Annotated in this window: 27 protein-coding genes and 1 tRNA gene; 14 read left to right on the top strand and 14 right to left on the bottom strand. The window is 64.1% G+C overall.

The genetic code is table 11. The features are described from left to right. Window position 1 precedes the first annotated feature (1 nt). From FZF13_RS19405 to FZF13_RS19395, 3 genes are read left to right on the top strand one after another with little or no spacing between them, the layout of a single operon-like run. Window positions 2-634: a precorrin-8X methylmutase gene (locus FZF13_RS19405; protein ID WP_024924554.1), complete on the top strand. Its 633-nt coding sequence runs from the start codon at window positions 2-4 to the stop codon at window positions 632-634. Beyond that, window positions 631-1,380: a precorrin-2 C(20)-methyltransferase gene (locus tag FZF13_RS19400; RefSeq protein WP_024924553.1), complete on the top strand. Its 750-nt coding sequence runs from the start codon at window positions 631-633 to the stop codon at window positions 1,378-1,380. The genes FZF13_RS19405 and FZF13_RS19400 overlap by 4 nt, the downstream gene beginning before the upstream one ends. Then, on the top strand, window positions 1,377-2,141 hold the full coding sequence (locus tag FZF13_RS19395; protein WP_024924552.1) for a precorrin-3B C(17)-methyltransferase: 765 nt from the start codon (window positions 1,377-1,379) through the stop codon (window positions 2,139-2,141). The genes FZF13_RS19400 and FZF13_RS19395 overlap by 4 nt, the downstream gene beginning before the upstream one ends. Here FZF13_RS19395 and FZF13_RS19390 read toward each other — a convergent pair. Next, window positions 2,105-2,872, bottom strand: coding sequence for a cobalt-precorrin-6A reductase (locus tag FZF13_RS19390; protein WP_024924551.1), 768 nt, complete (start codon window positions 2,870-2,872; stop codon window positions 2,105-2,107). The genes FZF13_RS19395 and FZF13_RS19390 overlap by 37 nt on opposite strands. A gap of 1 nt (window position 2,873) precedes the next feature. On the opposite strand from FZF13_RS19390, the gene FZF13_RS19385 reads away from it, so the two are divergent. The 9 genes from FZF13_RS19385 (at window position 2,874) to FZF13_RS19345 (ending at window position 10,222) form a co-directional block, all read left to right on the top strand. Next, window positions 2,874-4,109 (top strand): bifunctional cobalt-precorrin-7 (C(5))-methyltransferase/cobalt-precorrin-6B (C(15))-methyltransferase, encoded by a 1,236-nt coding sequence (locus FZF13_RS19385; RefSeq protein ID WP_024924550.1) that lies wholly within the window; start codon window positions 2,874-2,876, stop codon window positions 4,107-4,109. Then, the gene (locus FZF13_RS19380) at window positions 4,088-4,495 is read left to right on the top strand and encodes a cobalamin biosynthesis protein (protein ID WP_245317510.1); all 408 of its coding nucleotides are present in this window, start codon (window positions 4,088-4,090) and stop codon (window positions 4,493-4,495) included. Before FZF13_RS19385 ends, FZF13_RS19380 begins: the two co-directional genes overlap by 22 nt. Then, the gene (gene cobM / locus FZF13_RS19375) at window positions 4,492-5,250 is read left to right on the top strand and encodes a precorrin-4 C(11)-methyltransferase (protein ID WP_024924548.1); all 759 of its coding nucleotides are present in this window, start codon (window positions 4,492-4,494) and stop codon (window positions 5,248-5,250) included. Before FZF13_RS19380 ends, cobM begins: the two co-directional genes overlap by 4 nt. Continuing rightward, the gene (gene cobA / locus FZF13_RS19370) at window positions 5,247-6,032 is read left to right on the top strand and encodes a uroporphyrinogen-III C-methyltransferase (protein WP_024924547.1); all 786 of its coding nucleotides are present in this window, start codon (window positions 5,247-5,249) and stop codon (window positions 6,030-6,032) included. The genes cobM and cobA overlap by 4 nt, the downstream gene beginning before the upstream one ends. Continuing rightward, window positions 6,029-7,345 (top strand): cobyrinic acid a,c-diamide synthase CobB, encoded by a 1,317-nt coding sequence (locus FZF13_RS19365; RefSeq protein ID WP_024924546.1) that lies wholly within the window; start codon window positions 6,029-6,031, stop codon window positions 7,343-7,345. Before cobA ends, FZF13_RS19365 begins: the two co-directional genes overlap by 4 nt. Then, window positions 7,342-8,109 (top strand): adenosylcobinamide-GDP ribazoletransferase, encoded by a 768-nt coding sequence (locus FZF13_RS19360; protein ID WP_024924545.1) that lies wholly within the window; start codon window positions 7,342-7,344, stop codon window positions 8,107-8,109. The genes FZF13_RS19365 and FZF13_RS19360 overlap by 4 nt, the downstream gene beginning before the upstream one ends. Window positions 8,110-8,133: 24 nt before the next feature. Further along, complete coding sequence (cobT, locus tag FZF13_RS19355; RefSeq protein ID WP_024924544.1) at window positions 8,134-9,144, top strand: nicotinate-nucleotide--dimethylbenzimidazole phosphoribosyltransferase; 1,011 nt, start codon at window positions 8,134-8,136, stop codon at window positions 9,142-9,144. Between the two features lie 133 nt (window positions 9,145-9,277). Further along, the gene (locus tag FZF13_RS19350; protein ID WP_024924543.1) at window positions 9,278-9,565 is read left to right on the top strand and encodes a hypothetical protein; all 288 of its coding nucleotides are present in this window, start codon (window positions 9,278-9,280) and stop codon (window positions 9,563-9,565) included. A 321-nt stretch (window positions 9,566-9,886) separates the two neighbouring features. Next, complete coding sequence (locus tag FZF13_RS19345; RefSeq protein ID WP_024924542.1) at window positions 9,887-10,222, top strand: hypothetical protein; 336 nt, start codon at window positions 9,887-9,889, stop codon at window positions 10,220-10,222. 79 nt (window positions 10,223-10,301) lie between these two features. On the opposite strand, the gene FZF13_RS19340 is transcribed toward FZF13_RS19345, so the two are convergent. From FZF13_RS19340 to FZF13_RS19310, 7 genes are read right to left on the bottom strand one after another with little or no spacing between them, the layout of a single operon-like run. Then, window positions 10,302-10,805: a DUF995 domain-containing protein gene (locus FZF13_RS19340; protein WP_024924541.1), complete on the bottom strand. Its 504-nt coding sequence runs from the start codon at window positions 10,803-10,805 to the stop codon at window positions 10,302-10,304. A gap of 29 nt (window positions 10,806-10,834) precedes the next feature. Further along, window positions 10,835-11,797 carry a glycoside hydrolase family 26 protein gene (locus FZF13_RS19335; RefSeq protein ID WP_024924540.1) on the bottom strand — a complete coding sequence of 321 codons (963 nt, stop codon included), beginning with the start codon at window positions 11,795-11,797 and terminating at the stop codon, window positions 10,835-10,837. A gap of 15 nt (window positions 11,798-11,812) precedes the next feature. Next, the gene (locus FZF13_RS19330) at window positions 11,813-12,385 is read right to left on the bottom strand and encodes a DUF995 domain-containing protein (protein WP_024924539.1); all 573 of its coding nucleotides are present in this window, start codon (window positions 12,383-12,385) and stop codon (window positions 11,813-11,815) included. Window positions 12,386-12,392: 7 nt separating this feature from the next. Next, window positions 12,393-13,784, bottom strand: coding sequence for a UDP-glucose dehydrogenase family protein (locus FZF13_RS19325; protein WP_024924538.1), 1,392 nt, complete (start codon window positions 13,782-13,784; stop codon window positions 12,393-12,395). Between the two features lie 32 nt (window positions 13,785-13,816). After that, window positions 13,817-15,664 (bottom strand): glycosyltransferase family 2 protein, encoded by a 1,848-nt coding sequence (locus FZF13_RS19320; protein WP_024924537.1) that lies wholly within the window; start codon window positions 15,662-15,664, stop codon window positions 13,817-13,819. After that, the gene (gene galE / locus FZF13_RS19315; protein WP_024924536.1) at window positions 15,661-16,647 is read right to left on the bottom strand and encodes a UDP-glucose 4-epimerase GalE; all 987 of its coding nucleotides are present in this window, start codon (window positions 16,645-16,647) and stop codon (window positions 15,661-15,663) included. Before galE ends, FZF13_RS19320 begins: the two co-directional genes overlap by 4 nt. After that, window positions 16,647-17,636 (bottom strand): UDP-glucuronic acid decarboxylase family protein, encoded by a 990-nt coding sequence (locus FZF13_RS19310; protein ID WP_051504772.1) that lies wholly within the window; start codon window positions 17,634-17,636, stop codon window positions 16,647-16,649. The genes galE and FZF13_RS19310 overlap by 1 nt, the downstream gene beginning before the upstream one ends. Window positions 17,637-18,084: 448 nt before the next feature. Between FZF13_RS19310 and FZF13_RS19305 the strand changes: the two genes are divergently transcribed. Next, window positions 18,085-19,248 (top strand): helix-turn-helix domain-containing protein, encoded by a 1,164-nt coding sequence (locus FZF13_RS19305; protein WP_024924534.1) that lies wholly within the window; start codon window positions 18,085-18,087, stop codon window positions 19,246-19,248. A gap of 91 nt (window positions 19,249-19,339) precedes the next feature. Here the strand turns inward: FZF13_RS19305 and FZF13_RS19300 are convergent. The 4 genes from FZF13_RS19300 to FZF13_RS19285 all read right to left on the bottom strand — a co-directional run bounded on the left by FZF13_RS19300 (window position 19,340) and on the right by FZF13_RS19285 (window position 22,505). Next, window positions 19,340-19,415 (bottom strand) — tRNA-Lys (locus FZF13_RS19300). A gap of 136 nt (window positions 19,416-19,551) precedes the next feature. After that, entirely contained in the window at window positions 19,552-20,460 is a 909-nt protein-coding gene (locus FZF13_RS19295) for a PhzF family phenazine biosynthesis protein (RefSeq protein ID WP_024924533.1), read from the bottom strand. A 219-nt stretch (window positions 20,461-20,679) separates the two neighbouring features. Further along, window positions 20,680-21,393 (bottom strand): NUDIX hydrolase, encoded by a 714-nt coding sequence (locus FZF13_RS19290; RefSeq protein WP_024924532.1) that lies wholly within the window; start codon window positions 21,391-21,393, stop codon window positions 20,680-20,682. Between the two features lie 2 nt (window positions 21,394-21,395). Then, window positions 21,396-22,505 (bottom strand): endonuclease/exonuclease/phosphatase family protein, encoded by a 1,110-nt coding sequence (locus FZF13_RS19285; RefSeq protein WP_024924531.1) that lies wholly within the window; start codon window positions 22,503-22,505, stop codon window positions 21,396-21,398. Window positions 22,506-22,694: 189 nt separating this feature from the next. Between FZF13_RS19285 and FZF13_RS19280 the strand changes: the two genes are divergently transcribed. Further along, window positions 22,695-23,240, top strand: a complete 546-nt coding sequence (locus FZF13_RS19280; RefSeq protein ID WP_024924530.1) for a BA14K family protein — start codon at window positions 22,695-22,697, stop codon at window positions 23,238-23,240. A gap of 351 nt (window positions 23,241-23,591) precedes the next feature. Here the strand turns inward: FZF13_RS19280 and ilvC are convergent, their stop codons facing one another. Further along, window positions 23,592-24,611: a ketol-acid reductoisomerase gene (gene ilvC, locus FZF13_RS19275; protein WP_024924529.1), complete on the bottom strand. Its 1,020-nt coding sequence runs from the start codon at window positions 24,609-24,611 to the stop codon at window positions 23,592-23,594. Between the two features lie 24 nt (window positions 24,612-24,635). Continuing rightward, window positions 24,636-25,250 carry a TetR/AcrR family transcriptional regulator gene (locus FZF13_RS19270; RefSeq protein ID WP_051504773.1) on the bottom strand — a complete coding sequence of 205 codons (615 nt, stop codon included), beginning with the start codon at window positions 25,248-25,250 and terminating at the stop codon, window positions 24,636-24,638. Window positions 25,251-25,354 lie beyond the last annotated feature (104 nt).

Raw genomic sequence — 25,354 nt, 5'->3', positions numbered from 1 at the left:
CATGGCCGCCTACGACTACATTCATGACGGCAACGCCATCTACGAGCGTTCTTTCGCCATCATCCGTGCCGAGGCGGACCTGTCGCGTTTCTCCGAAGCCGAGGCCGACATCGCCATTCGCATGATCCATGCCTGCGGTCAGGTCGAGGCGGCCCGGCATTTTGTCTTCTCTCCGGATTTCGCCGACACCGCCCGTAATGCGCTGAAAGCCGGCGCGCCGATCCTGTGCGACGCTCAGATGGTGGTGCATGGTGTCACCCGCGCCCGCCTGCCCGCCGGCAATGAGGTGATCTGCACGCTGCGCGACCCGCGCACCGCAGAAATCGCCAAGGCGATCGGCAACACGCGTTCGGCCGCCGCCATCGACCTGTGGAGCCAGCATATGGCCGGTGCGGTCGTCGCCATCGGCAACGCGCCGACGGCTTTGTTCTATCTGCTCGAAAAGCTGCGCGACGGCGCACCCAAACCAGCCGCCATCATCGGCATGCCGGTGGGTTTCGTCGGTGCCGCCGAATCCAAGGACGCGCTGGCCGAGAACTCCTACGGCGTGCCTTTCGCCATTGTGCGCGGCCGGCTGGGCGGCAGCGCCATGACCGCCGCCGCGCTGAATTCACTGGCGAGGCCGGGCCTGTGAGCGCGGCTGTCAAAGGCCGTCTCATCGGCGTCGGCACCGGTCCCGGCGACCCCGAACTGATGACGCTGAAGGCCGTGCGCGCGCTGGCCGAGGCCGATGTCGTCGCGCATTTTTCCAAACGCGGTGCCAATGGCAATGCCCGCACCATCGTCGGCGAGCACCATCGCCCGGACTGGATCGAACTGCCGCTCGTCTATCCCGTCACCACCGAGATCGACAAGGACAGCGACGACTACAAAACGGCGATCACCGGCTTCTACGAAGAGTCCGCTGCAAAGGTCGCCGAGCATCTCGACCAGGGCCGAACCGTCGCCATCCTTTCGGAGGGCGATCCGCTGTTCTACGGCTCCTACATGCACCTGCACGTGCGCCTTGCTCATCGTTATCCGACCGAAGTCATTCCGGGTGTGACCGCCATGTCGGGCTGCTGGTCGGCCAACGGCCTGCCTATTGTCCAGGGCGACGATGTGCTGACCGTATTGCCCGGCACGATGAGCGAGTTCGAGCTGACCCGCCGGCTGGCCGACACCGATGCCGCCGTCATCATGAAGGTAGGCCGCAACCTGCCGAAGATCCGCAGGGCACTGGAAGCCGCCGGCAAGCTGGTCCGCGCCGTCTATGTCGAACGCGGCACCATGCCAGGCTCGATCTCCATGCGGCTGAAGGACAAGGAAGACGACAAGGCGCCCTATTTCGCGGTGGTGCTGGTTGCCGGCTGGTCCGGCCGCCCGGGGGCGGACCAATGAGCGGCCGTCTCTTCGTCATCGGGCTTGGTCCCGGCAACGCCAATCAGGTGACGCCGGAAGCCAGCCAGGCGGTTGCGGAAGCCGAGTTCTTCTATGGCTACAAACCCTATGTCGACCGGCTGGACCTCAAACCGCACCAGACCCGCATCGCCTCCGACAACCGCGAGGAACTGGCGCGCGCCAAGGAAGCCATCGTCAAGGCGTCTGAAGGTCATGCCGTGGCCGTCGTCTCCGGCGGCGATCCCGGCGTGTTCGCCATGGCAGCCGCCGTCTGCGAGGCGATCGAGGACGGTCCGGCCGAATGGCGCGACATCGACCTTCAGATCGTGCCGGGCGTCACCGCGATGCTGGCGGTGGCGGCACGAGCCGGCGCACCGCTCGGCCATGATTTCTGCGCCATCTCGCTGTCCGACAATCTGAAACCCTGGGACCTGATCGAACTGAGGCTGCTGGCGGCGGCCGGCGCCGGTTTTGTCGTCGCGCTCTACAATCCGATCAGCAAGTCGCGCCCATGGCAGCTCGGTCGCGCCTTCGAGGCGCTGGCCGCCGTGTTGCCCGGCACCACGCCGGTCATCTTCGGCCGCGCCGCCGGGCGCCCTGACGAACGCATCAACGTCGCAGCCCTAGCCTTCGCCAGGGCCGAGATGGCCGACATGGCCACCTGCGTCATCATCGGATCGCCAGAAACCCGTGTCATCAAGCGCGACGGCAAGCCGGCGCTGATCTACACGCCGCGCTCGGCCACGGGACGCAGGGAATGATCGATCATGGCAAGCAGATCGGGAATGCTCGGCGCCGAAGGCACGGCCGGCAGCACCGGCCTGCGGATCATCACCACGTCGATGCCAAGGCTACGCGCCGCGGCGATCTTGCCATAGGTCGCCTCGCCGCCGCTGTTCTTGCACACGACGGCATCGATGCGCTGGTCCACGAGCAGGCGGTGTTCGTCCACCTCGCGAAACGGGCCACGCGCCAGAAGATAGTCGACATGGGAGACGCCAAGCGGCGGTTCGACAGGGTCGACGCTGCGCAACAAATAATGATGCTGCGGCGCTGCTTCGAAGGCGCCAACCTCCTGTCGCCCAAGCGCCAGGAAAACGCGCCGTGCGATTGGTCCCAATGCCGCGACGGCCTCGGGCACCCCCTCAACCTCCACCCAGCGATCGCCCTGTTCACGCTGCCAGCCGGGACGCCGCAATGCCAGGATCGGCACGCCGGCAAGACGGGCCGCCTCGGCCGCGTTGGCGGAAATGCGCGCCGCATAAGGATGCGTCGCATCGATCAACAGATCGGTCTCGGTCTCCTTCAGATAGGCCGCGAGCCCTTCCGCGCCGCCGAAGCCGCCGACACGTGTCGGCACCTGCTGCGCGACCGGATTTTCGGTGCGCCCCGCCAGCGACAGGATAAGTTCGACATCCGGCCGCGCCGCCAGCCGGCCGGCCAGCTGCCGTGCCTCAGTGGTGCCGCCCAGGATCAGAATGCGGTGGGACATCATGCCTGCTGAGAAAGAAACACATGCCGCGCCCGCCTGGCTCGCCATCGTCGGTATCGGCGAGGACGGTGTAGCGGGTCTGGGCGACGAGGCCAAGCGGCTGATCGCGGATGCTGAGTTCGTCTTTGGCGGCAAGCGCCATTTCGACCTCGCCGGTACGCTCGTCACCGGCGAGATGCATGAATGGCCATCACCTTTCGACCCGGAAATGGAAGCCGTGCTCGACCGCGCCGGACGCCGCGTCTGCGTGCTCGCCTCCGGCGATCCGTTCTTCCACGGCGTCGGCGTGACGTTGGCGCGCAAGGTCGCCGCCGCCGACATGGTGGTGGTGCCCGCTCCTTCGTCTCTTTCGCTCGCCGCTTCCAGGCTCGGCTGGGCGCTGCAGGATGTCGAGACGATCTCGCTGCATGGCCGCCCGCTCGACCTGATCCGCCCGCTACTGCATCCCGGCGCACGTTTACTGGCGCTGACCTCGGACGGCGCAGCCCCGGCCAAGGTAGCGACCCTGCTTTCCGAGCTCGGTTTCGGCCCATCGCGACTGACGGTGCTGGAAGCACTGGGCGGTCAGGAAGAAGTCGTCCGCGGCGCCCGCGCCGGCGATTTCAACCTCAAAAACATCAATCCGCTCAATGTGCTGGCGCTCGAGATTGAATCGGAATCCGAGGCGCGGATATTGCCCTTGGCCTCCGGTCTCGCCGACGATCTGTTCGAGAACGATGGCCAGATCACCAAGCGCGAGGTGCGCGCCGTCACGCTCTCCGCGCTGACGCCGCGCCGCGGCGAAGTGTTGTGGGATATCGGCGCGGGATCGGGTTCGATCGCCATCGAATGGATGCTGTCGCACCCTTCGCTGCGCGCCGTCGCCATCGAGGCCAATGCCGAGCGCGCCGGGCGCATTCGCCGCAATGCGGCTGCCTTCGGCGTACCGGGGCTCGCAGTGGTCGAAGGCCTAGCACCGCAGGCGCTCGCCGGCCTGCCGGCACCGGACGCGATCTTCATTGGCGGCGGCGGCACCGACGCCGGCGTCTTTGACGCTGCGCTCAAGGCCCTGCCGTCGGGCGGCCGTTGCGTGGCCAATGCGGTGACGCTGGAGATGGAGGCGCTGCTCGTGGCCCGCCATGCGGCTCTCGGCGGCACGCTGACCCGCATCGCCATTTCGCGGGCTGCCCCCGTCGGCACCATGCAGGCCTGGCGCCCGGCCCTGCCGGTGACGCAATGGAGCTGGGTCAAGACATGATCGTCGCGGGCATAGGCTGCCGCAAGGGTGCGGATACTGCGAGCGTCATTGCCGCCATCGATGCCGTGCTCGCCGGCCACAGTCTCGATCGTTCCGCGCTCTCCGTGCTGGCCACCACAACCTTCAAGAAGGACGAGGTCGGCATCTTCGCCGCGGCACGGAAGTTGGGATTGGAGGTGATCGTGGTTGAGGTCACCGCCGCAGATGAGCCAGGCGGAGAGGATACGCTCACCCGGTCCGAAATTTCCCTCGCCATCGCCGGTTCGTCATCGGTTTCGGAAAGCGCGGCGCTTGCAGCGGCGGGCGAAGGCGCGCGCCTGCTAGGGCCACGCATCATTGTCGGCGCCGTCACCTGCGCCATAGCCACCAGCGGAGCCTCGGCATGACCGTGCATTTCATCGGCGCCGGTCCGGGTGCCGCCGACCTCATCACCTTACGCGGCGCCAAGCTGCTTGGCTCGTGCCCCGTGTGCCTTTACGCAGGCTCGATCGTGGCGCCCGAACTGCTCGAACACTGCGCGCCAGGCACGCGATTGGTCGACACCGCGCCGATGTCGCTGGACGAGATCGAGGCCGAATATGTTGCCGCCGCCCAGGCCGGCCAGGATGTGGCGCGTCTGCATTCAGGCGACCTTTCGGTGTGGAGTGCCGTCGCTGAGCAGATCCGCCGTCTCGAACGCAACGGCATTGCCTACACGCTGACGCCCGGCGTCCCGTCCTTTGCCGCCGCGGCCGCAGCGCTGAAACGCGAACTGACCATCCCGGAAGTCGCGCAGAGCCTGGTGCTGACCCGCGTCTCTGGTCGTGCCTCCAAGATGCCGCCTGGCGAAACGCTGTCGGCCTTCGGCCGCACCGGCGCCACGCTGGCGATCCATCTCGCCATCCACGCCATCGAACAGGTGGTGGCGGAACTGACCCCGCATTATGGCGGCGACTGCCCGGTCGCCATAGTCTTTCGCGCCTCCTGGCCCGACGAACGCGTCATCCGCGCGACGCTGGAGACGGTCGCGGCCGCCCTTGCCGCCGATCCGATCGAGCGCACCGCGCTGATCTTTGTCGGGCGTTCGCTGGCGGCGCAGGATTTCACCGAAAGCTCGCTCTACGACCCTTATTATCAGCGGCGCTTCAGGAACCGGCAATGACGTTTTCCGAAACCTTCCAGAAGCTCACCGCACACAAACCGCGGCTGCAACCCGGCCATGTCTGGCTGGCCGGCTCCGGCCCCGGCGACCCCAGCCTGCTCACGCTGGAAGTGCTTTCGGCGCTGACCGAGGCCGACGCGCTGGTGCATGACGCGCTGGTCTCGCCGGAGATCATCGCTGTCGCCGAACGGGCGGAGAAATTCTATGTCGGCAAGCGCGGCGGCCGGCTGTCCATTCCGCAGGAAGACATCAACGCCCTTATCGTGAAACTCGCCAAGGAAGGCCGCAAGGTGGTGCGCCTGAAGGGCGGCCATCCTTATGTCTTCGCGCGCGGCGCCGAGGAAACGCTGGCTTTGGCCGAGCACGGCATTCCCTACCGGGTTCTGCCGGGTGTCACCTCGGCCTTCGGCGGCCTGACCTCGGCCGGCATTCCGGCCACCATGCGCGGCATCAACGGCGCCATCATCCTAGCAACGGGCTTCGCCGCTGTCTCCGACGACCGGCCGGACTGGGCAGCCCTTGCCCGCACCGGCCAGCCCATCGTCATCTATATGGGCCTGACCCATATGGAGGCGACCATCGCCGACCTTATGGCAGGTGGGCTGACGGCGGACATGCCGGCGGCGCTGATCGAGAACGCCACATTGCCACAAGAGCGCACCGTGGTCGCCACGCTGGGCACACTGGTCGAAGCAGCCGCGCGGGAGGCAATCGTTTCTCCCGCGCTCATCGTCATCGGCGGCATCGTCGCCATGCGCGACAGGCTGGTGCAGCGACCATGAACGCGACGGCCCTCATCGTCGGCGCGCCGCGCTCCGGCTCCGGCAAGACCAGCGTCACCATCGGCATCCTGCGTGCGCTGGCCAGGCGCGGCGTTCGCGTGCGCGGCGCGAAGTCCGGTCCCGATTATATCGATCCCGGCTTCCATGCCGCCGCCACCGGTCTGCCCGGCGTCAATCTGGACAGTTGGGCGATGCCGCCTTCCCTGCTCAACGGCCTGGCGGCGCAGACAGCCGACAATGCCGAACTGGTGGTGCTGGAAAGCGCCATGGGCCTGTTCGATGGCATCCCTTCGCCGGACGGGCGCACGGGATCGGCCGCCGACCTCGCCCGGCTCTACCGGCTGCCCGTCCTGTTGGTGCTTGACGTCTCCGGGCAATCGACGACGGCCGCGGCGATCGCCAAGGGCCTTTCCTGCTATGATCCGAATGTGCGCGTGGCCGGCGTCGTGCTCAACCGGCTGGGCAGCGAGCGCCATCGCAAGCTCTGCACCGAGGCCATCGAGGCGCTGGGCTTGCCCGTAGTCGGTGCCATTCTGCGCGATTCAGCCCTTGCCTTGCCCGAACGCCATCTCGGCCTTGTCCAGGCCAGCGAACATGCCAGCCTGATGCAGCATCTCGACCGGCTGGCCGATATGGCCGACGCTTCGCTGAACCTCGACGCCATCATGGCGCTCGCCGCCCCGCTCGAACCGGCTGATGGCAGTTTCGAGGCAGCGCTGCCGCCGCCGGGACAACGCATCGCGCTCGCCGAGGATGCCGCCTTCACCTTCATCTATCCGCATGTCGCCGCGCATTGGCGCAAATCGGGCGCCGAGATCGTGCCCTTCTCGCCACTGGCGGACGAGGCGCCGGACGAGAGCTGCGACGTCTGCTGGCTGCCCGGCGGCTATCCGGAGCTGCATGCGGGCAAGCTGGCCGCCGCCAGCGATTTCCAGGCGGGCATCAAGCGCTTCGCCGCGACGAAGCCGGTCCATGGCGAGTGCGGCGGCTTCATGGTTCTGGGCAAGGCCCTTGAAGACGCCGAAGGCGTCACCCATTCCATGCTCGGCTTGCTCGGCCATTCGACCTCCTTCGCCAAACGCAAGATGAACCTCGGCTACCGCGAGGCCAGGCTGAAGAGCGACAGCGCGCTCGGGCCTGCCGGAACAGTGGTGCGCGGCCACGAATTCCACTACGCTCAGGTGACCGACACCGGCAGCGACGAGCCGCTCGCCGAGCTCGCCGACGGCCAGGGTAACGCGCTCGGGCCCTCCGGTGGACGGCGGGGTCCGGTCAGCGGAACCTTCTTCCACGCCATCGCGATGAACCCATGAGCCGCTTCTCCGCGCCCGGCAAGATCCTCACCGACATAGCGCTTTGTCTGGTCTTCTTCACGCGCTCGCCGTTGCCGGTTCTCGACTTCGGCGACCGCAAGCTGGCCGATGCGATATGGGCGGCGCCGGTGGCAGGTGCGGTTGTGGCCCTGATCGGTGCGATCGTCTTTTCGCTTGCCACCACCTTCGGCGTCGCCTCCGGCCCGGCAGCCGCTCTGACGCTGGCCGCGATGATGCTGACCACCGGTTCGCTACACGAGGACGGCCTTTCCGATGTCGCCGACGGTTTTGGCGGTGGCCGCACGACCGATCGCAAGCTGGAGATCATGCACGACAGCCGCATCGGCGCTTATGGCGCTTCCGCGCTCGGCCTGACCATCCTCATCCGCTGGAGCGCGCTGGCGGAATTCTCCCATGGCTGGTCGGCGCTGTTGGCGCTGATCGCCGCTCACGCCGCCTCGCGCGGGCTGCTGGGTGCCTTCCTGCATCTGATGCCACCGGCCACGGCCGACGGCCTCTCCAGCCGCGCCGGCACCGTCTCTGCCACCACCGCACAGGCAGGCGCGATCCTCGGCGCCGTTGCACTGCTCACCCTCGGGCTGGGCGGCGCGATCGTGGCCGTGGCCCTGCTTGGCCTCATCTTCTACGGTTTCCGCAAGCTCTGTCTCAGCCAGATCGGCGGCCATACCGGCGATGCCGCCGGCGCACTGCAGCAGCTTTGCGAAATCGCCATCCTTGTCGTCGCTTCCGTGTCGCTCACCTGATTCTCTTTCGGAGACACTTCTGCCATGTCCTTCAAAACTCTCGATGAACTGCACAATGCCTGCCGCAACCTGCCTGCCGGCAGCGACACCGCCGCCGCCGCCGTCGCCCGCCGTCAGGATACGCTGACCAAGCCGCAGGGCAGCCTCGGCCGGCTGGAAACCATCGCCGCCTGGCTGGCCCGCTGGCAGGGTCGCGACATGCCGAAGCTGGACCGCGTCAAGGTGATCGTCTTTGCCGGCAACCACGGCGTCACCGCCCAGGGCGTGTCGGCCTATCCGTCGGAAGTGACCGTGCAGATGGTGGCCAATTTCGCCGGCGGCGGCGCCGCCATCAACCAGCTCGCCCGCGCGGCTGGCGCGGAACTCGACGTCATCCCGCTCGATCTCGACCATCCGACCGGCGACTTCACGCAAGGCGCGGCGATGGACGAGGCTGCCTTCCTTGCCGCAGTTTCGGCCGGCTACGACGCCGTCGACGCCGATATCGATCTCCTCTGCCTCGGCGAGATGGGCATCGGCAACACCACGCCGGCGGCGGCGATCTCGGCCGCCCTTTTCGGCGGTGGCGCCGAAAAATGGACCGGTCGCGGCACCGGCGTCGACGACGCCGGCCTGAAGCGCAAGGTGGTCGCCATCGAGGCCGGCCTGCAACGCCATGCTGCCGTGCTGGCCGATCCGCTGAAAGCCGCAGCCGCACTCGGCGGTCGCGAACTGGCCGCCATCTTCGGCGCCACGCTTGCCGCGCGCCACCGCAACGTGCCGGTGCTGCTCGACGGTTTTGTCTGCACGGCGGCCGCGGCTCCCTTGGCCAAACTGCATGCCGCCGGGCTTGCCCATACCATTGCCGCCCATGTCTCGGCCGAAGCCGGCCATCGCGGCTTGCTACAGGCGCTGGGCCTCACGCCCCTGCTCGACCTCGGCATGCGACTGGGCGAAGGCTCCGGCGCTTGCCTGGCTGTCAATCTCGTGCGTTCGGCGCTCGCCTGCCACGCGGGAATGGCCAGCTTCGCCGAGGCAGGCGTTTCGGAGAAATAGACCGGGGCCAGCAAGCCCGGAGAAGACCCGGGCAATCGCCCGACATTGCCAAGCCGGTCGTTTTCGAGGAACCTTCCGGCCATATGGTGGTTTTGACGAGATGCCGGCATCGGACGACAGCAGGAGATTTTCCATGACGATCAGACATTTCGCGACCTGCGCGCTGACGATCGCCATCGCCCTCCCGCTGGCCTCGCCAAGCTTCGCGGGTGAAAACAAACATCATCACAAGAAGCATCGCGCTCATCACGGGGAGCGCTACGTTCCGGCCGGCCGCACCGTCGTCGAAATGCTGTTCGGTGGTCCCCGATACTACGACAGCCAGATGTTTACCACCGCGGCGGGCGCCTGCGCCTATCATCGCGTCGGGCCCGACGCGCGCGCGGCCAACGACGTCAACGACCATTATTGCGGCAAATAGCGACCTTCGATCCGAGCTGGATGACACCCGCTACGTCGCGGCATCGGCTGGCGCCAAATCAGAAATCTGTTGAATATGGCGGCCTGCGACCATTTTTCTATGTCCACATCCGAAACGGAATGCTAGGGGACCGGCTAGTCGGCCATGTGCCGCAGAATGCGGGCCCTGATTTCTGGACGCACCGTCGGACAGTGTCGCGTTAGCCCGAAACAGTACTTTCCGCGGAAAGCTTGCATTTTCAGTTTCATCTCCACGGCGTCTTAAGGCTCCCCGAGTATCGTTGCTGTACTGAACCTGCGCCAATCGACGAGGTCGTGACCCATGGCATTTGGCAATAAATCTTCAGCTTCCGGGATGGTTGGCCACGCCCGGACGATTTTCATGGCTAGCGCCGCGATCATGCTCGCCGCCACGGCGGGATGTTCTGCCGTTGCCGACAGCAATGTGAAAACCGCCTCCTTCAGCGCCAAAACGAGCTATGCGTACCTGGTTCCGACGGCCAAGCCGAAGGCCAAGGTCGTGGCCGCGAGGCACAAGCCAACGGCAACGAAGGATATCGCCAAGGTGGCCAGCGCCACCCCATCCTACGGCAACGCTCCCTATATCTGCACGCCGAGCGGCTTCGGCCATCTTGCCCGTTGCTTTGCCCGGACCTAGTCCAGGCAACGCCTCATCCTAGCCACAGCGTGCGACGATTGCCGGCGGCAGCCTGAAAGCTGCCGCCTTCCTTCTATGACTAGTGGTCCAGCTTAGCCTCGATCCTGGTCAGCCGGTGGCTGACATAGTCGCCGTGCCGCAGCTTCCTGGCTTCGTCGTCTTTCCTTACCGGCGCGTTGGCGAACACATACCAATCGCCCTTCGGCTCGCGCTTCTGATAAACGACGTCACCCTTCTTGCGATGGCTGAAACAGGTGAGGTCGGGCTTGGCGCCACCCATCGCATGCCAGTCGGCCCGGAAACACAGTTTGCCAGGATCGGTGATGAACCAGGTGCCCACCCCGTAACTCAGGGTCTTGCCCCTGCCCGACCAGGCGGTGAAACGGCGCATCGGGATTGCGAAATAGCCGGCGCCGTCCTTCCACATCCATGACCGCTGGCTGTAGAGCCTGTAGAGTTCGTTGTCGTTCAGCGGCTTTGCCTTTTCTATGACTGCGGCGCTGGGCGCCGCAGCCGAGGCTGTTCCGGTACCGGCGACGGTGCCGGCGACCAGCAATAGAAGTATGTTCCGTATCGCGGACATAACCTTTCCTCCCGCGCTTCCACCCTGGTTCAGTTCGCTGCCTGCTGCGTGTGCACGACGCGCCAGTTGGGCAACCCATAACCGTCGGGCCACGGATAGACCTCGCGGTCGTCGAAGTAGACGATATCGGTCAACTCGGGGAATTGCGGATAGGTCTTGGCGACGCTTTCGGCCCAGTCGCGCACATAGTGGTCATCGCCTTCGTATCCCAGTTCCGCCACCACCACCGGTTTGCCGAAACCTTTGACGCGGTTGTATTTCGGCTCCATCTGCTCGACGAAAGTGGTGTCGTGACCGACCTTGTCCCGGTCGAAGGGTTGATAACCGAACACCGACAGACCGATGACGTCGACAAAATCGTCGCCCGGATAGAAGGCTTCGAGACCCTCATTGCCTTTCGGCGACCACATATATTTGGCCGTCTTGATGTGCTGACGGCAAATCGTGACCATGCGCTTGTAGGCAGTCACATAGTCGGCCGGCGGCCAGTGCGCCCAAGAGAACTGGTTGCTGGTCTCGTCCATCTCCTGCGCCCAGCGGATCGTCACCGGGCTCTTGAGCGTCGCGGCTTCCGAACAGACCGCCGCCATGTAGGAATCGCGTTCGCCGTTCAGGATGCTGTGAAGCAATTGCCGCGAAGTGACACGCCAGTGCGGCGACCACGACCACGGCTCCACCGATATCAGCAGCGAGCGACCCCGCTGCTGCGCATAGGCGTCGGCAACCGCCAGCGTGCCCAGATCGACATCCTCCCACGGCAGGAAGAGATGCTCGATCTTCGAGCTGGAATCGCTGCCGAAGTCGCCATAGGGATCATAGGCCCCGAAGCCGATGGATGTGGGCGTGATCACCGGACGCTTGTCCGACGGCATGGTTGCCGTGGCGGAGTTGTTCTTCGGGATACCAAGCGGCAGGTTGCTGGCCGCCATGACCGCTCCCGATGCGATTAGCCCCACGCATGAAAGCGCGATGGCCGCGAGTTTCCTGTTCATCGTCGTTCTCCGATCTCAATAAGCACCTGCCGGCGCTGCGGTCGGCAACGGTGCATGTTCCGGGGTAAGCACGGCCTGCGCCACCGGCCGGTTGGCCATGACCTTGGCGCTTACCGTGTCCTGTTCGACGAGCTTGCCATACTCGTCGTCTTTGTCCGGCACCGCGTGCTTGAACACGTACCAGGCGCCGGAAGGCTCCTTCTTCTGATAGATCGTGCCCTCATCGATCTTGTGGCGGAAGCATGTCTTGTCGGGAGAGGCGCCGGTCGGACCGTGCCACACGGCCCTCAGGCACATCTGCCCGTCATTGGTGAGTACCCAGCGACCTTCGGCCCAGCTTGCGTTGTCGCCAGTGCCGGACCAGGCCCTGAAGAGACGACCCCTGTCTTGCATGCGGCCGGCGCCGTCCGGCCATTGCCAGGTCTTGTCGCGATAGAGGTCGTAGAGGTCGAGCGCAGTCATGGTGCGCGCCTGCGCCGGCACCACGACTGGCTCTTCGGCCCGGGCCGAGCCGCAGTACATCGCAATGCCGAAGCCGGCCAGGAGGCCGTGGCGCGTCAGGGACCAGGTGATGGAATGATTGTCCATGTGAACCTCACTTTCCACGTACCTGGCGGGACCGGATCTGGCGCGAGGTGTCGCGATCCACGTCGTCCGTCAGCAGATTGAGGCGCTCGGCCCGCTCGGGACGTTGGCCGATGGTCGAAACCCGAAACCCTGCGGCCGACGCGGCGCCTGGCTCGAAGGCGCTGCGCAGATCGACAAGGACAGGCCTGCGCATCACGCGCCTGAGACGGCTAAGATCGATGCGGCGGATGCTGTCCCATTCGGTGACGACGACGACCGCATCGGCGTCACGCGCGCATTCATAGGGATCGTCGACCAGCGCGACATTTTCCAGAACGCAACTGGCATTCTCGTTCCCGACCGGATCGTAACCGCGCACGGTTGCGCCGTAACGCTGCAGCGTTTCGATCAGCGGCACCGCCGGCGCTTCGCGCATGTCGTCGGTGTCGGGTTTGAAGGTGAGGCCCAGAACCGCAATGGTCTGGCCATCGACGTCGCCACCGACCGCGTCGACAACCTTGAGCGCCATCTTGCGCTTGCGGGCTTCGTTGGCGACGATGGTCTCCTCGACGATGCGCAACACCACGCCATAGTCCTGCGCGATACGCAGCAGCGCCAACGTATCCTTCGGGAAACACGAGCCGCCATAGCCCGGCCCGGCGTTCAGGAAGCTGTTGCCGATGCGCTTGTCGAGGCCGATGCCGAGTGCCAGTTCGCCGACATTGCTGCCGACTCTCTCGCACAGATCCGCCAGTTCGTTGATGAAGGTGATCTTGGTGGCGAGAAAAGCGTTGGCTGCGTATTTGATCAGTTCGGCGGTGCACCGGTCGGTGACGACCAGCGGCGTTGACCCGAGCGGTTCACGATAGAGCGCCAGCATCACCGCCCGTGCGCGACCGTCCTCGGCGCCGATGACGACACGATCGGGCTTCAGGAAATCGCCGATCGCCACGCCCTCGCGCAGGAACTCCGGATTGGACGCGACCGAGAACGAGCCGCGCCGGCAGACACTGGCGATGATCTTCTCCACCGCGTCGCCAGTGCCGACCGGAACGGTGGACTTGACCGCCACGACCGCACCTTCGGCCAGGAACGGTGCCATCTCGCGCGCCGCCATGTAGACGAAGGAGAGGTCGGCATCGCCCTGCCCGACGCGGGACGGTGTACCGACCGCGATGAACACGACCTGTGCATTGGTGATGGCAGAGGCCAGATCGCAGGTGAAGGACAGCCGATCCGCTTCGCGGTTGCGGGCCACCAGGATATCGAGATCCGGCTCGTAGATCGGCAACTGCCCGTTGTTGATGCGACTGATCTTGTCGGCGTTCTTGTCGACGCAAACAACATCGTGACCCCATTCGGCGAAGCATGTCCCGCTGACGAGACCGACATAACCTGTTCCGATGACCGCGATCTTCATGGTGTCTATCGCCTTGCGGCGCCTCTGCTTGCTCAGTTCAGTTGATCCGATGACGTCGATTGCCAATGCGGGTTGAAAACGGTGGTGCGCAGCGCGGTTCGCCCAACGCCCGCCCCGGCCGCCGAATAGCGTTCGTCGAAAAGCTGTAGACGACCCGAACCCCAGACCAGCACCTCGATGCTCTCACGACCGTGCTCGGCCGTAGCGACGCCCGGCAGCACGATCATCGACAGGAGACCAGCCGCGATCGCGGGGCGATGGAAGCGACTGCCCGCCCGCACCCGGTTCTCGCGCTCGTGCCGGTACAGGATGACCAGGGTCAGCACCGTGTAGAGCAGGCTGTTGACGATGGCGAACAGGTAGAAGCCGCGGCTGGCGCCGGCGTCCTTCACCAGCAGAACCGGCAGGATCGAGGCCAGCGCGACCACCACGTAGGGCGCATAGACACGGAACGGCAACGGATCGACGTCGGAAGTGCCCTTCGGGGTGACGCGGAAATCGACAACCGTGCCGGTGAGCCAATCCCGCAAGGCGGCGATGCATCCGGCAAACGCCCAGGGCCAGCGCGCCAACAGGAACAGCGCGTTCTCCCAGCACAGGATCTTGCCGTCGATCGGACGGAAGCTGCGCGTCGCGCGCCAGCGATAGGATAGGCCGACCAGCAGCAGCGACAGCGGCATGAAATGCGTCAGGAAATCGGGATAGGTCACCGCGACGAAGTTTTCTCCGCGCAGCAGTGCGATGATCGGCGTCGCCACCAAAAGCAGCATGAAGGTGGCAAACAGCGGATACCAGACCTGCGAAAACAGGAACTGGAAGCGCAGCCGCAACGGCAGCCGCGGCACATAGGTCGGCGAATATTGCAGAAGCAGCATGACCAGGCTACGCGACCACTGGAATTCCTGCGTCACCAGATCGCCGAAGGTGCTGGGGCCATCGCCATGCGCGATGGCATCCAGCGCATGCACGCCGCGCCAGCCATGCGCGTTCATCATCAGCGTGGTCGAATGATCCTCGGCCAGTTCCGGTCCAAGACCGCCAATCTCCTTGAGCGCCCGCGTGCGCACCGCGTAGTGCGATCCGATGCAAAGGGGAGCGAAACCGCCATTGTAACCGGCCTGCAAGGCGCCGTGCATGCTTGCTTCCGCATAGAGGCGGCCGCGCGCCGACCAACTCTGGTTGGCATTGCTGTCACAGATGCTCGGTGCGGACACATAGCCAACCGCCGGATCGGCGAAGGGCCGCAACATGTGCCAGAGATAATCCGGTTCGGGCACGTGATCGGCGTCGAGCTGCGCGACGAAGTCGTAATAATAATAGCCGTAGTGATCATAGAAGAAGGCGAGATTGCCTTCCTTGCAGCGCGTGCGGCGCGGCCACGTTGGACGATGATAATCGCTGCGCCCACGGCGGGTCGAAACGTAGACGCTGTGACGGCGACACCAGTCGATGGTTTCGGACGACGGATCTTCGTCGGCCAGCCATGTATCGTGCGGCACTGTCTGTGCGAGCATGGCGCGCAGCGTCTGTGCGACCACCTGGAATGGCTCGGACGGCGCTTTGGTTACCACCATGGCGACACGGCTGCCCTGCGGTATCCGAAGCGGCCCGGTGGGCTTCCTGGCAAAAGCGAAGACGGCCATGAAGTATCCGGGGATCAGCGTGATCCAGGCCAGCTCGCAGGTGGTCAAGACCGTGCCGAACAGGCTGAAATGATGCACCGGCGCCAGCCACCAAACCCAGAAATAGGCCAAAGCCCCGAGCCAAAGCGCCACGCCGGCGAAATACTCCATCCGCCGCAGACCGGTCACGACCGGCACCATGAGCGGCTCGACCGTTGGCCAGCCTCGCAGATTGTCGTTGGCCAGGCGCGTCGTCATGGCTGCGCCTCCAGGCCGAAGAACCGGGCGGCCGTCCGCACGATCGTCTCAAGGTCCGAATATTGGGGTGAGAAACCGAGCGTGGCGCGGGCGAGGTGTGGGTCGGCGTAGAGAGCCGGTGGATCACCGGCGCGACGCGGATGGATGGCGATGGGGACGCTGTGCCCTGTGACCCGATCTATGGTCTCGAGGATTTCGAGAACCGACGACCCGTGGCCGGTACCGAGATTGACGGCGATGTTATCCCCGCCCCGCACCAGATGTTCGTAGGCGAGCACATGCGCCCAGGCGAGGTCGCTGACATGGATATAGTCGCGTACGCAGGTGCCGTCGGCGGTATCGTAGTCGTCGCCGAACACATCCAGCCGTTCGATGCGGCCGGCGGCGGCCAGCAATGCCCGCGGAATGAGATGGGTCTCGGGGTCATGCCATTCGCCCAATTCGCCTTCTGGGTCGGCCCCACAGGCGTTGAAATAGCGCAGCGCCACGTAGCGCAGGCCGAATGCCGCCGCATAGTCGGCCAGCATATGTTCGGCGATCAGCTTGGTCTTGCCGTAGGGGTTGATCGGAACCTGCGGCGTCGTCTCGGCGATCGGCAGCACGGCCGGCACGCCATAGGTGGCGCAGCTCGATGAGAAGATGATCTTGTCGACCCCCGCCTGCAGGCAGGCATCAAGGAGCGAGAGCGTACCCGCGACATTGTTGCGGTAATATTTCGACGGCTCCTTCACGGACTCGCCGACATAGGCCGAGGCGGCGAAATGGATGATCGCGGCCGGCTTCTGCTGGGTGATCGTGCGTGCCAGATGCACCGTGTCGAGCACGTCGCCATGGATGAACGGACCCCAGCGTACCGAGACACGATTGCCCGTTGCCAGGTTGTCGTAGACGATCGGTTCCAGCCCACGCGACCGCAGCAATTTGGCTGTGTGGCTGCCGATGTAACCGGCCCCGCCGGTAACAAGGATACGCTGGACCGACATCACGCCACCTCGGCAAGCTTGCGCCCCTTGGCTGAGAGAAGGCCGTCGAAATAGGCGATGGTCTGCTTCAGCCCGTCGGCGAGAGGCACATTCGGGTGCCAGCCAAGATCACGGGTGGCCTGCGAAATGTCGGGGCGCCGCTGGCGCGGATCGTCGGCCGGCAGCGGACGACGGACGATCTTCGAACGGGAGCCGGTCAAGTCGAGGACCAGTTCAGCGAGTTCACCGACGGTGAACTCTGCGGGGTTGCCGAGATTGACGGGTCCAGTCAGCGACGCCGGCGAGGCCATCATGCGCAGGAAGCCGTCGATCAGGTCGTCGACGAAGCAGAACGAGCGCGTCTGCGAGCCGTCGCCATAGACGGTGATGTCTTCGCCACGCAGCGCCTGGACGATGAAATTCGAAACCACGCGGCCATCGTCGGACCGCATGCGCGGCCCGTAGGTATTGAAGATGCGCACGACCTTGATTTCGACACCGTGCACCGCGTTGAAATCGTGAAACAGCGTTTCCGCGCAGCGCTTGCCCTCGTCGTAGCAGGAGCGCGACCCGAATGGATTGACGTTGCCCCAATAGGCCTCGACCTGCGGATGCACATTGGGGTCGCCATAGACCTCGGAGGTCGACGCCTGGAAGATACGCGCCCCGGACCGCGCGGCGAGCTCAAGAAGGTTCAATGAGCCGAGCACGCAGGTCTTGGTGGTGTGGATGGGATCTGCCTGGTAGTGCCGAGGCGAGGCTGGGCAGGCAAGATTGTAAATCTCGTCGACCTCGGCATCGAGCGGAGCAATGATGTCGTGGTGACGCGCTGTAAAAGCGCCCAGCAGCTTCAGATGTCCGATGTTTTCCGCTCTGCCCGTGGAAAAATTGTCGGCGCAGATCACGCTATGCCCCTCTCGCAAGAGGCGTTCGCACAAATGCGAACCAAGAAAACCTGCGCCGCCAGCAACGAGAATTGTCTTCAAGGATTCCGCGTGCCGTATCTGCAGACTGCCGCGCCGGGCTGATACAGCATTGGAGCGAAGATATGATGCTCGACTACGCACATACGCCTCCGAAAACTCTGCAACACCGTCAGGCAACGAACCGAAAACACAACGTTGCTTGAAACTTATCTCAACTCTCGTTGGACAACTCTGGAACTTTGTACTGAATGTTAACGATGTTAATTAGATTTCCGTTTCTTAATACTTACTCATATCCATGCTTGAGTGTCGTTATCTCAAAATCCGAGAAATTATCGCTCAGTACATATCTCCACTGCTGCAGGTGATGCGCGGAGACCTTTTTTGGGTGTATTTGATTTGAGCAATGTCTGCCGACCAACTACTCAGCGTTAATAATCTTGAGTGCAGGCGTAGACATTTCTTGACCATGCAACTTTTTAACCAGTCGCGACGTTTAATCGGCGAAGGGGGGCTTGGTGGAGGGCTCTGGATGAGTGATCATTCAGACCGACCGAACAGGCCAGACACGTCGCCCGGCGCGGAATCCGTACCCGGCGTCGAAAGGCGGCGTTGGCCACGCGAACCGGTCAATGGGGCAGTTGCTGATCGTGCTGCACCAACCGAACCCGCGCTGAAGCCGCTGCGATTTTCAACGCTGCCGCTGGCGATCGCAGATCAGTTTCCAGCGTGGCGCGCGCATCTTGACCCGATTGCCGAAGTTCTTCTGCCGGACGACGCCAGGCCCGAGAACGGCTTCAACGCCGAACATACGGCCTGGAATCTCGGCAAGATGTTGCTTGTCCAGCAGCGCGCGGCCGCTTACCGCTATGTGAGATCGGCGGCAAAACTGAAATCGAGTTCGATCGACCACTGGTATATCGGCATTCCCCGACGGGGCCACGCCTGGACGGAGGTTGACGGGCACGTGGTCGAAAGCACCTCGGGCACGGTAACATTCCGGTCTCTTGGCCATCCTTATCGCGGGCGTGTGACAGAGTCCGAAGTCATGCTCCTCTACATGCCCTATGACCTGTTCGCCGAACACGCGGGAATGCTCGTCGCAGCCAACAACTCGATCCTGAGCGGCAACTTCGCTACCCTGTTGATCGACTACATTGCCAGCGTCGAGGCCAGACTACCGACCCTGGTTGCCGACGACCTGCCGAAGATCGTGCACACGATCCGCGACATGCTCATCACCTGCCTTGCTTCATTGCCTTCGTCCGGCAAGGAACCGGTCGCGCAATCGATGCTCGGCGTGATGGAGCGGGTACACCGCCACGTCCACGACAATCTTCATTCGCACGATCTCAACCCGGATACCATTTCCAGAGCCGCCGGCATTTCGCGGACCCGTCTCTACCAGCTCTTCGAAGCGAGCGGCGGCGTGCTCAACTACATCCGCAAGAAGCGGCTGCAGGATGCCTATGCGACGTTGAGCGACCCGACCAACAGCAGTCGTATTCTGGATATCGCCGAAGACGCCGGCTTCGACGTCGCCGCCAATTTCACCCGTGCCTTCTCGCACGAATTCGGCCTCAGTCCGCGTGAAGTGCGCAAGGCAGCCGCCACCAACACGCCGCCTTTGGCCACCAAGAGCGATGGCGCGGCAACACCCACATTCGAAAGGTGGCTACGCGAACTGGGGCAGTGAACCGGTGCGCCGACAGGCCAGACCTGTCGGCCGCAGTTCGCCCTGCCGCGCGAAGGCAGGGCCGCAAACCAATGATAAATAAGAGAGAAAATGGTGGGTGTGCACAGGATCGAACTGTGGACCCGCTGATTAAGAGTCAGCTGCTCTACCAACTGAGCTACACACCCACGCCGCTGGAAAACCAGCGTCGGCGGGCATATAGCCGCCGCTTCCGCTCCTGTCCAGCCCTGTCCTGTCATTTCCCGACAAATCGATGATGTTCTTTTCCAATGCCCTTGGATTGCGCCTTTTGCGCGTGTCCGCTCACACCAGAAGCTTGCCCTCGGCGACCTTCACAGCCTGACCGCCGATGCGGGCGGACGCCAGCTTGCCGCCCGCAACGTCGAGCTCGAGGCGGATACGCGAGGGACGCCCCATCTCCAACCCCTGCTCGATCCAGTAACGCGCCATGCCGTCGCCAGGCCGGTCGAAATGCATGATCGCACCGGCGAAGGCCGCCGCTGCCGAACCGGTCGCCGGATCCTCATAGGAAGGGTTGCCCGGCACGATCATGCGCACATGGAAAGCGCTTTCCTGGTTCACCGTTTCGCGGCAGTAGACATAGGGGCTGGCGAAGGCCCAATCGCTTTTTTTCGGCGCAAGCTGCGCCCACATCTCGTTGTTGAGCCGCGCCTTGGCGGCGGCCTGCAAATTGGCGACCGGGATGGTCACATAGGGCACGCCGGCACTGAAAAAAGCGACGCGATGGTTCTCGAAGCCAATTTCATGCGGCCCAAGGCCAAGGGCTGCGCCGATCGCCTCGGGATCGGCCGTCAGTGTCAATTGCTCGGGCAGTTTGGCAAGATCGAACTCGGCGAAGGTCGCGCCGTCGCCGTGGCTGACCGCGCACCGAACAGGCCCGATGTTCTCCTCGAGTACGAAGATCGCATCGCCATTGCCCTCTGCAAGTTCTGCCAGGGCAATCGCGCTGCCGACGGTCGGATGACCGGCAAACGGCATCTCGTAGTCGGGTGTGAAAATGCGGACACGGGCGCGATGCCTCGGATTCTCCGGGGGCAGCACGAAGACCGATTCGGACAGATTGAACTCACGCGCGATGCGCTGCATCGCTTCGAGATCCAGCCCCTCGCAGTCGAGCACGACCGCAAGCGGATTGCCGGCCAGCCTGTCTCCGGTGAAGACGTCGTAGACGAGGTAGTTGCGTGGCGTCATGATCAGGTTCCTGCCCTCGCCCGGTTTTCAATCGCGAGCGAAAATTAATGTGAAATCCGACGCGGAGAATATCGGCACCAGCAACGTGTCGGGCCAGCATAGGGGTCCGCGCCGACCGGGATTGTCAAGCAGCCACGAGTGGAAACGGCATCCGCCATCGTGGCACCGCGCGTTCCAACGAACCGGCCATGTCGCATTGGACGCAGCCTGCAGCGTTGGTCAGCCGAAATGCCAGCGCGCAACGGCGGCCAGATGGTTCAGTGCTCCCTCCGGCAGGTTTTGTGCGGACCGAATGACCACCGGCCCTTCGATTTCGGGGTCTGCTTCGGAAGCAACGAAGGTCCTGATCCCGTCCGCGACGACATCGGCGTCGTCGGCCAGGAAGTAGCGCCGGAACAGCATCGTCGAGCCATTGATCGAATGGAGATGGTAAAGCGGCTCGTGGCGGACATCGCCAAGATCGAGCCCGGTCTCCTCCTTCACCTCGCGATGCATGTTGGCGGCGATGTCGGCGCGGTCCTGGACGAAGTCCACCGCTTCGAACGAACCGGCGGCGAAATAGATGCGGCCGGCATTGGCCGTATGCGGCCCCATGCGCACCGCCACCAACGCACCGTCGCGCGACACCAGGGCCGCCTGCGCGAAACAATGCTCGATATCGGGACTGCCCTTGTTCTTGCGCCAATAGAGCATCGTGGCGAAACGGACATTGTGGCAGCGGCCGACAAGCCTGCCCTGCCCGTCCAGCTTCAATTCCGAAAGCAACACCATGGCGCCATCGAACAGGCGCGGATTGGCCGCATGTTCCTGCCGCCAGTTCGCCTCGATAGCCGCGACGTTCTCCAATTCGAAGGGGTGAGGGCCGGGATCGAGCCGGACCTCGACCGCGGTCACCGGCACAATCTGATCGCGCGGCAGCTCGAACTTCGCCACGGTCAGACCAGATCCAGCGTCACCGCCACCGGGCAATGGTCCGAAGCTTTCGGGCGGTCCCAGCCGATGCGCGGAAACCGCGGCACTTCCTGGCCGGGCGGGAACGGCGTGCGCCACGGCTGGCCGTTGCGCACGATGTCGGGAATGGCCGCGTTTCGCGCCGCAAGCCCTTTCGACAACAGGATATAGTCGAGCTGGCAAAGATGCCGCTCCTGCGGACCGCGCGTGTGGTAGAGCGTCCACCGGTCCATTTCGGGACGCCGCTCGACGATGTTTTCGGCGAAACCGTCGGAAAGGAAGACGTTGAGGCAGGTGTTCGTCTCCACCACCGGCTCGAAGTGGAAGCCGGCATGGGCATCGCCGCCGATGAGGACACGTTGGCGATAATCGTTCATGTCGCCGCAGATCGCCCAGCGTTTGCCGGCGGCGTGATCCTTGCCGAAGCGCTGTTCGATGATGTGGCGCACCGCGCTTGCCTCGGCGATGCGCAGCGGCATGGTGGCGGCACGACCGTCGAGCCCGTTGCGCGGTGGCCCCATCGACTTGAAATGCACCAGATAAAGCGTGAGCGGCACACCGCCGACGGTCACGTCCACCTCCAGGCAGTCGCGGCGGAAGATACGTTCGCCGGGCTCATGCCCCATTGCGGCGAGATCGTCGTTGAACAGGCCGAACTGCTCGAAGGTCACATAGGCGTGGCTGGTCATGCGCACGAATTCGATCGGCTGGCCATGAGCCGTTTCGGTACGCATCATCAGCGCGACGTCGATGCCGCGCGAATCATTGCCTTCGGTCGTGTATTTCTGCCGGTAGCCCTCGCCCACCATCTTGAAGAGATAGCCGTATTCGAACGCTTTCAGCGCCTCGATATTGTCCACCTCCTGCAGGCAGACGATGTCGGCTCGGGTCGCGGCGATCGCCAAGGCTGTCAGCTGGCGCGTATCGTCGGAATGGGCGATCACGCGGGCTTGCTCGAGCAGCCTGTATTCGGCCTCGCTGCGGATATCGAAGAGGGCCAGCGTACGGTCCTCGTTCAATTGGTTGCGGTAGCCGGAGAAGTCGAACCTGTTCATCAGGTTCTCGACATTGAAAGTGGCGAGGCGCAGCGACATGGAATGAGGTTTGCCTGCAAGCCCGGCCAAAGACAAGACCTGATCCTGTTCGATAACGGGACGCGACAAGTCGTTTGGAATAGTTGATGAAACCAACCCGTTCATCGCTCGTTCATGCACCGAGGCCCATTGTCGCCGCCTCCCACGAAATCCAAGGGGCGCGGGGCCTGTGGTTCATTGGAGAGTGTTATGAAACGGCTCATCAACTTCCGCACCGGGCTCGTGACGCTCGGCCTGCTTGTCGGCCTTTCCGTGCCGGCATTTTCCGTTCCCATGCCCGCGCCGATAGCCCCGGCCGCGCCATCCGATATCCAGACGGTGCGCGACAGCTGGGCCGGCGGCAACGATCGTGGCAACGCCAGCCAAGAATGGCGCCGCAACTGGCGCGGCGATGGCTGGCGCGGCAACCGGCATTGGCGTGGCGATCGTGACTGGCGCGGCGACGGCTGGCGGGGCGACCGTCATTGGCGCCGCGGCTGGCGTGACGACGGCTGGCGCTACCGCCACCGCCCGCGCTGGGGCAATTCCGGCGTCTATTTCGGGCTCGGCCTGGGTTCCGGCATGCTCTATGACGATTATTACTACCGGCCCCGGCCGCGCATCTACCGCGCGCCGCGTGCGTCTGGCCATGTGCAGTGGTGTTATGCCCGTTATCGTTCGTACCGGGCTTGGGACAACACGTTCCAGCCGAACTACGGCCCTCGCCGGCAGTGCATCTCGCCCTACCGCTACTGAAGCGGTCATGTTCTGAACGACTGAGCCGGCGCGGCCCCCCGCCGCACCGGCTCTCGTACCGCCGCCGTAGCCCCCCGCGGGACCGGTCGAAACGGCACGGAACTATCGGCCCCGAGCCGACCGCAAAGTCGACACCGATGCCGCCGGGCGCAGGTCCATTTCCGGACGACCGCCCTCCCCATCGGGAGACATGCGACCTTTATGCCAATTTAGTCGTGCCGAATTGGCACATGAAAAAAGCCGGCGAAGCGATTCGCCGGCTTTGAGTTTTCTCGCTGAACATTACAGGAGGCTGTCATCGGCGCCCGCGAGCAAAGCCCGGGACGCGGGGAAGAAAGCCGTGAAGCCTGCTTAGTTCTTGGCCTTGTCGACCAGCTTGTTCTTCGAAATCCACGGCATCATGCCGCGCAGCTTCTCGCCGACCTGCTCGATCGGATGTTCGTCGTTGAGGCGGCGGGTCGCCTTGAAGCGGGCAGCACCCGAACGATATTCCTGCATCCATTCCGAGGTGAACTTGCCGGTCTGGATGTCGTTGAGCACGCGCTTCATCTCGGCCTTGGTCTCGGCGGTGATGATGCGCGGACCCGACACATATTCACCCCACTCGGCGGTGTTCGAGATCGAGTAGTTCATGTTGGCGATGCCGCCTTCATAGATCAGGTCGACGATCAGCTTCACTTCGTGCAGGCACTCGAAATAGGCCATTTCAGGCGCGTAGCCGGCTTCCACCAGCGTCTCGAAGCCGGCGCGGATGAGTTCGACCAGACCGCCGCACAGCACAACCTGCTCACCGAACAGATCGGTTTCGCATTCCTCGCGGAAATTGGTCTCGATGATGCCCGAGCGGCCGCCACCGACGCCGCAGGCGTAGGAGAGCGCCAGATCGTGGGCATTGCCCGAGGCATCCTGGTGCACCGCGATCAGGCACGGCACGCCGCCGCCCTTCTGGTATTCGCCGCGCACGGTGTGGCCCGGGCCCTTCGGCGCGATCATGACGACGTCAACCGTCGCCTTCGGCTCGATCAGGCCGAAATGCACGTTGAGGCCGTGAGCGAAAGCAATCGCGGCGCCGTCGCGGATGTTCGGGGCAATCTCGTTCTTGTAGATGTCGGCCTGCAGTTCGTCCGGCGTCGCCATCATCATGAGGTCGGCCCACTTGGCAGCCTCGGCAACGGTCATCACCTTGAGGCCGTCGGCCTCGACCTTCTTGGCGGTCGCCGAACCGGCCTTCAGGCCGATGACGAGTTCCTTGGCGCCGGAATCCTTCAGATTAAGCGCATGGGCGCGGCCCTGCGAACCGTAGCCGATGATGGCGACCTTCTTGCCCTTGATCAGATTGAGATCGGCGTCGCGATCGTAATAGACACGCATTTCTTCTTTCCTTCCCGTTTGAAGTCAGAGGCCTCTCGGCCCGGTTTTTGCCCCGTAAAGAGCGAGAAACTGCTGCGTTGCCCGGACGGCGTCGCCGCCGATCTCCGCCTCAGTCAAATCCAGTCTGTCGCCGAGCAGCAGGCGCACCTGCACGTCGCGGCCGACAAGTCCGAAGAAAGTACGGAACGCCGTTTCGGCGTCCGCGAAATCGAGAAGCCCCTTTTCGCGCCCGGCCTCCAGCAGCGGCTTCAGGCGTCTGGCCAGCGCGAAGCGACCGTTTTCGAGCACGATGCGGCCGAGATCGTCCTTGCCGGAGCCGGCATGGCCGACCGCGACACGGTTCAAGGCAATGGAGGTGTCGCTGGAAATGACGCGCAGCCAGTCGCGGGCAAAGCCTTCCAGGCTGGCGCTCAGCGAGGCAAGGTCAAGTCCCTCGCGATCGACGGTAGCCACCCGCACCTTCGACGCCTGCCATTGTACAGTGGCGGTGAGCAGCCCGTCGCGGTCACCGAACCATTTGTACAGCGTTTCCTTGGAACAGGAGGCGCGCCGCGCCACCGCCGTCATGGTCAGCGCATCGCCTTCCTCGACAAGGAGGCGCAAGACAGTGTCGAGCACATCCTTCTGGCGATCGGTCAAGGTTTCGGGTTGCGCCGGCCGCGCCTCCCCTCCACTTTGGTTGACAGCCTTTTCGGCAGTCGTTTCCATTGCCATCAGAACCGTACCGTACGTTACGGTTCTTT

The organism is Mesorhizobium terrae, assembly GCF_008727715.1.
Lineage (GTDB): Bacteria > Pseudomonadota > Alphaproteobacteria > Rhizobiales > Rhizobiaceae > Mesorhizobium > Mesorhizobium terrae.
Note: the sequence above shows the minus strand (reverse complement) of the source record. Positions and strands in the feature narration are given on the sequence as shown.

Coding starts and splice junctions, on each gene's coding strand:
- FZF13_RS19405 (WP_024924554.1), top strand. CDS start 2: ATGGCCGCCTACGACTACATTCATGACGGCAACGCCATCTACGAGCGT.
- FZF13_RS19390 (WP_024924551.1), bottom strand. CDS start 2,872: ATGTCCCACCGCATTCTGATCCTGGGCGGCACCACTGAGGCACGGCAG.
- FZF13_RS19395 (WP_024924552.1), top strand. CDS start 1,377: ATGAGCGGCCGTCTCTTCGTCATCGGGCTTGGTCCCGGCAACGCCAAT.
- FZF13_RS19365 (WP_024924546.1), top strand. CDS start 6,029: ATGAACGCGACGGCCCTCATCGTCGGCGCGCCGCGCTCCGGCTCCGGC.
- cobT (WP_024924544.1), top strand. CDS start 8,134: ATGTCCTTCAAAACTCTCGATGAACTGCACAATGCCTGCCGCAACCTG.
- cobA (WP_024924547.1), top strand. CDS start 5,247: ATGACGTTTTCCGAAACCTTCCAGAAGCTCACCGCACACAAACCGCGG.
- FZF13_RS19335 (WP_024924540.1), bottom strand. CDS start 11,797: ATGAACAGGAAACTCGCGGCCATCGCGCTTTCATGCGTGGGGCTAATC.
- FZF13_RS19305 (WP_024924534.1), top strand. CDS start 18,085: ATGAGTGATCATTCAGACCGACCGAACAGGCCAGACACGTCGCCCGGC.
- FZF13_RS19345 (WP_024924542.1), top strand. CDS start 9,887: ATGGCATTTGGCAATAAATCTTCAGCTTCCGGGATGGTTGGCCACGCC.
- galE (WP_024924536.1), bottom strand. CDS start 16,647: ATGTCGGTCCAGCGTATCCTTGTTACCGGCGGGGCCGGTTACATCGGC.
- FZF13_RS19330 (WP_024924539.1), bottom strand. CDS start 12,385: ATGGACAATCATTCCATCACCTGGTCCCTGACGCGCCACGGCCTCCTG.
- FZF13_RS19360 (WP_024924545.1), top strand. CDS start 7,342: ATGAGCCGCTTCTCCGCGCCCGGCAAGATCCTCACCGACATAGCGCTT.
- FZF13_RS19280 (WP_024924530.1), top strand. CDS start 22,695: ATGAAACGGCTCATCAACTTCCGCACCGGGCTCGTGACGCTCGGCCTG.
- FZF13_RS19350 (WP_024924543.1), top strand. CDS start 9,278: ATGACGATCAGACATTTCGCGACCTGCGCGCTGACGATCGCCATCGCC.
- FZF13_RS19385 (WP_024924550.1), top strand. CDS start 2,874: ATGCCTGCTGAGAAAGAAACACATGCCGCGCCCGCCTGGCTCGCCATC.
- FZF13_RS19340 (WP_024924541.1), bottom strand. CDS start 10,805: ATGTCCGCGATACGGAACATACTTCTATTGCTGGTCGCCGGCACCGTC.
- FZF13_RS19320 (WP_024924537.1), bottom strand. CDS start 15,664: ATGACGACGCGCCTGGCCAACGACAATCTGCGAGGCTGGCCAACGGTC.
- FZF13_RS19295 (WP_024924533.1), bottom strand. CDS start 20,460: ATGACGCCACGCAACTACCTCGTCTACGACGTCTTCACCGGAGACAGG.
- FZF13_RS19380 (WP_245317510.1), top strand. CDS start 4,088: ATGGAGCTGGGTCAAGACATGATCGTCGCGGGCATAGGCTGCCGCAAG.
- FZF13_RS19285 (WP_024924531.1), bottom strand. CDS start 22,505: ATGTCGCTGCGCCTCGCCACTTTCAATGTCGAGAACCTGATGAACAGG.
- FZF13_RS19325 (WP_024924538.1), bottom strand. CDS start 13,784: ATGAAGATCGCGGTCATCGGAACAGGTTATGTCGGTCTCGTCAGCGGG.
- ilvC (WP_024924529.1), bottom strand. CDS start 24,611: ATGCGTGTCTATTACGATCGCGACGCCGATCTCAATCTGATCAAGGGC.
- cobM (WP_024924548.1), top strand. CDS start 4,492: ATGACCGTGCATTTCATCGGCGCCGGTCCGGGTGCCGCCGACCTCATC.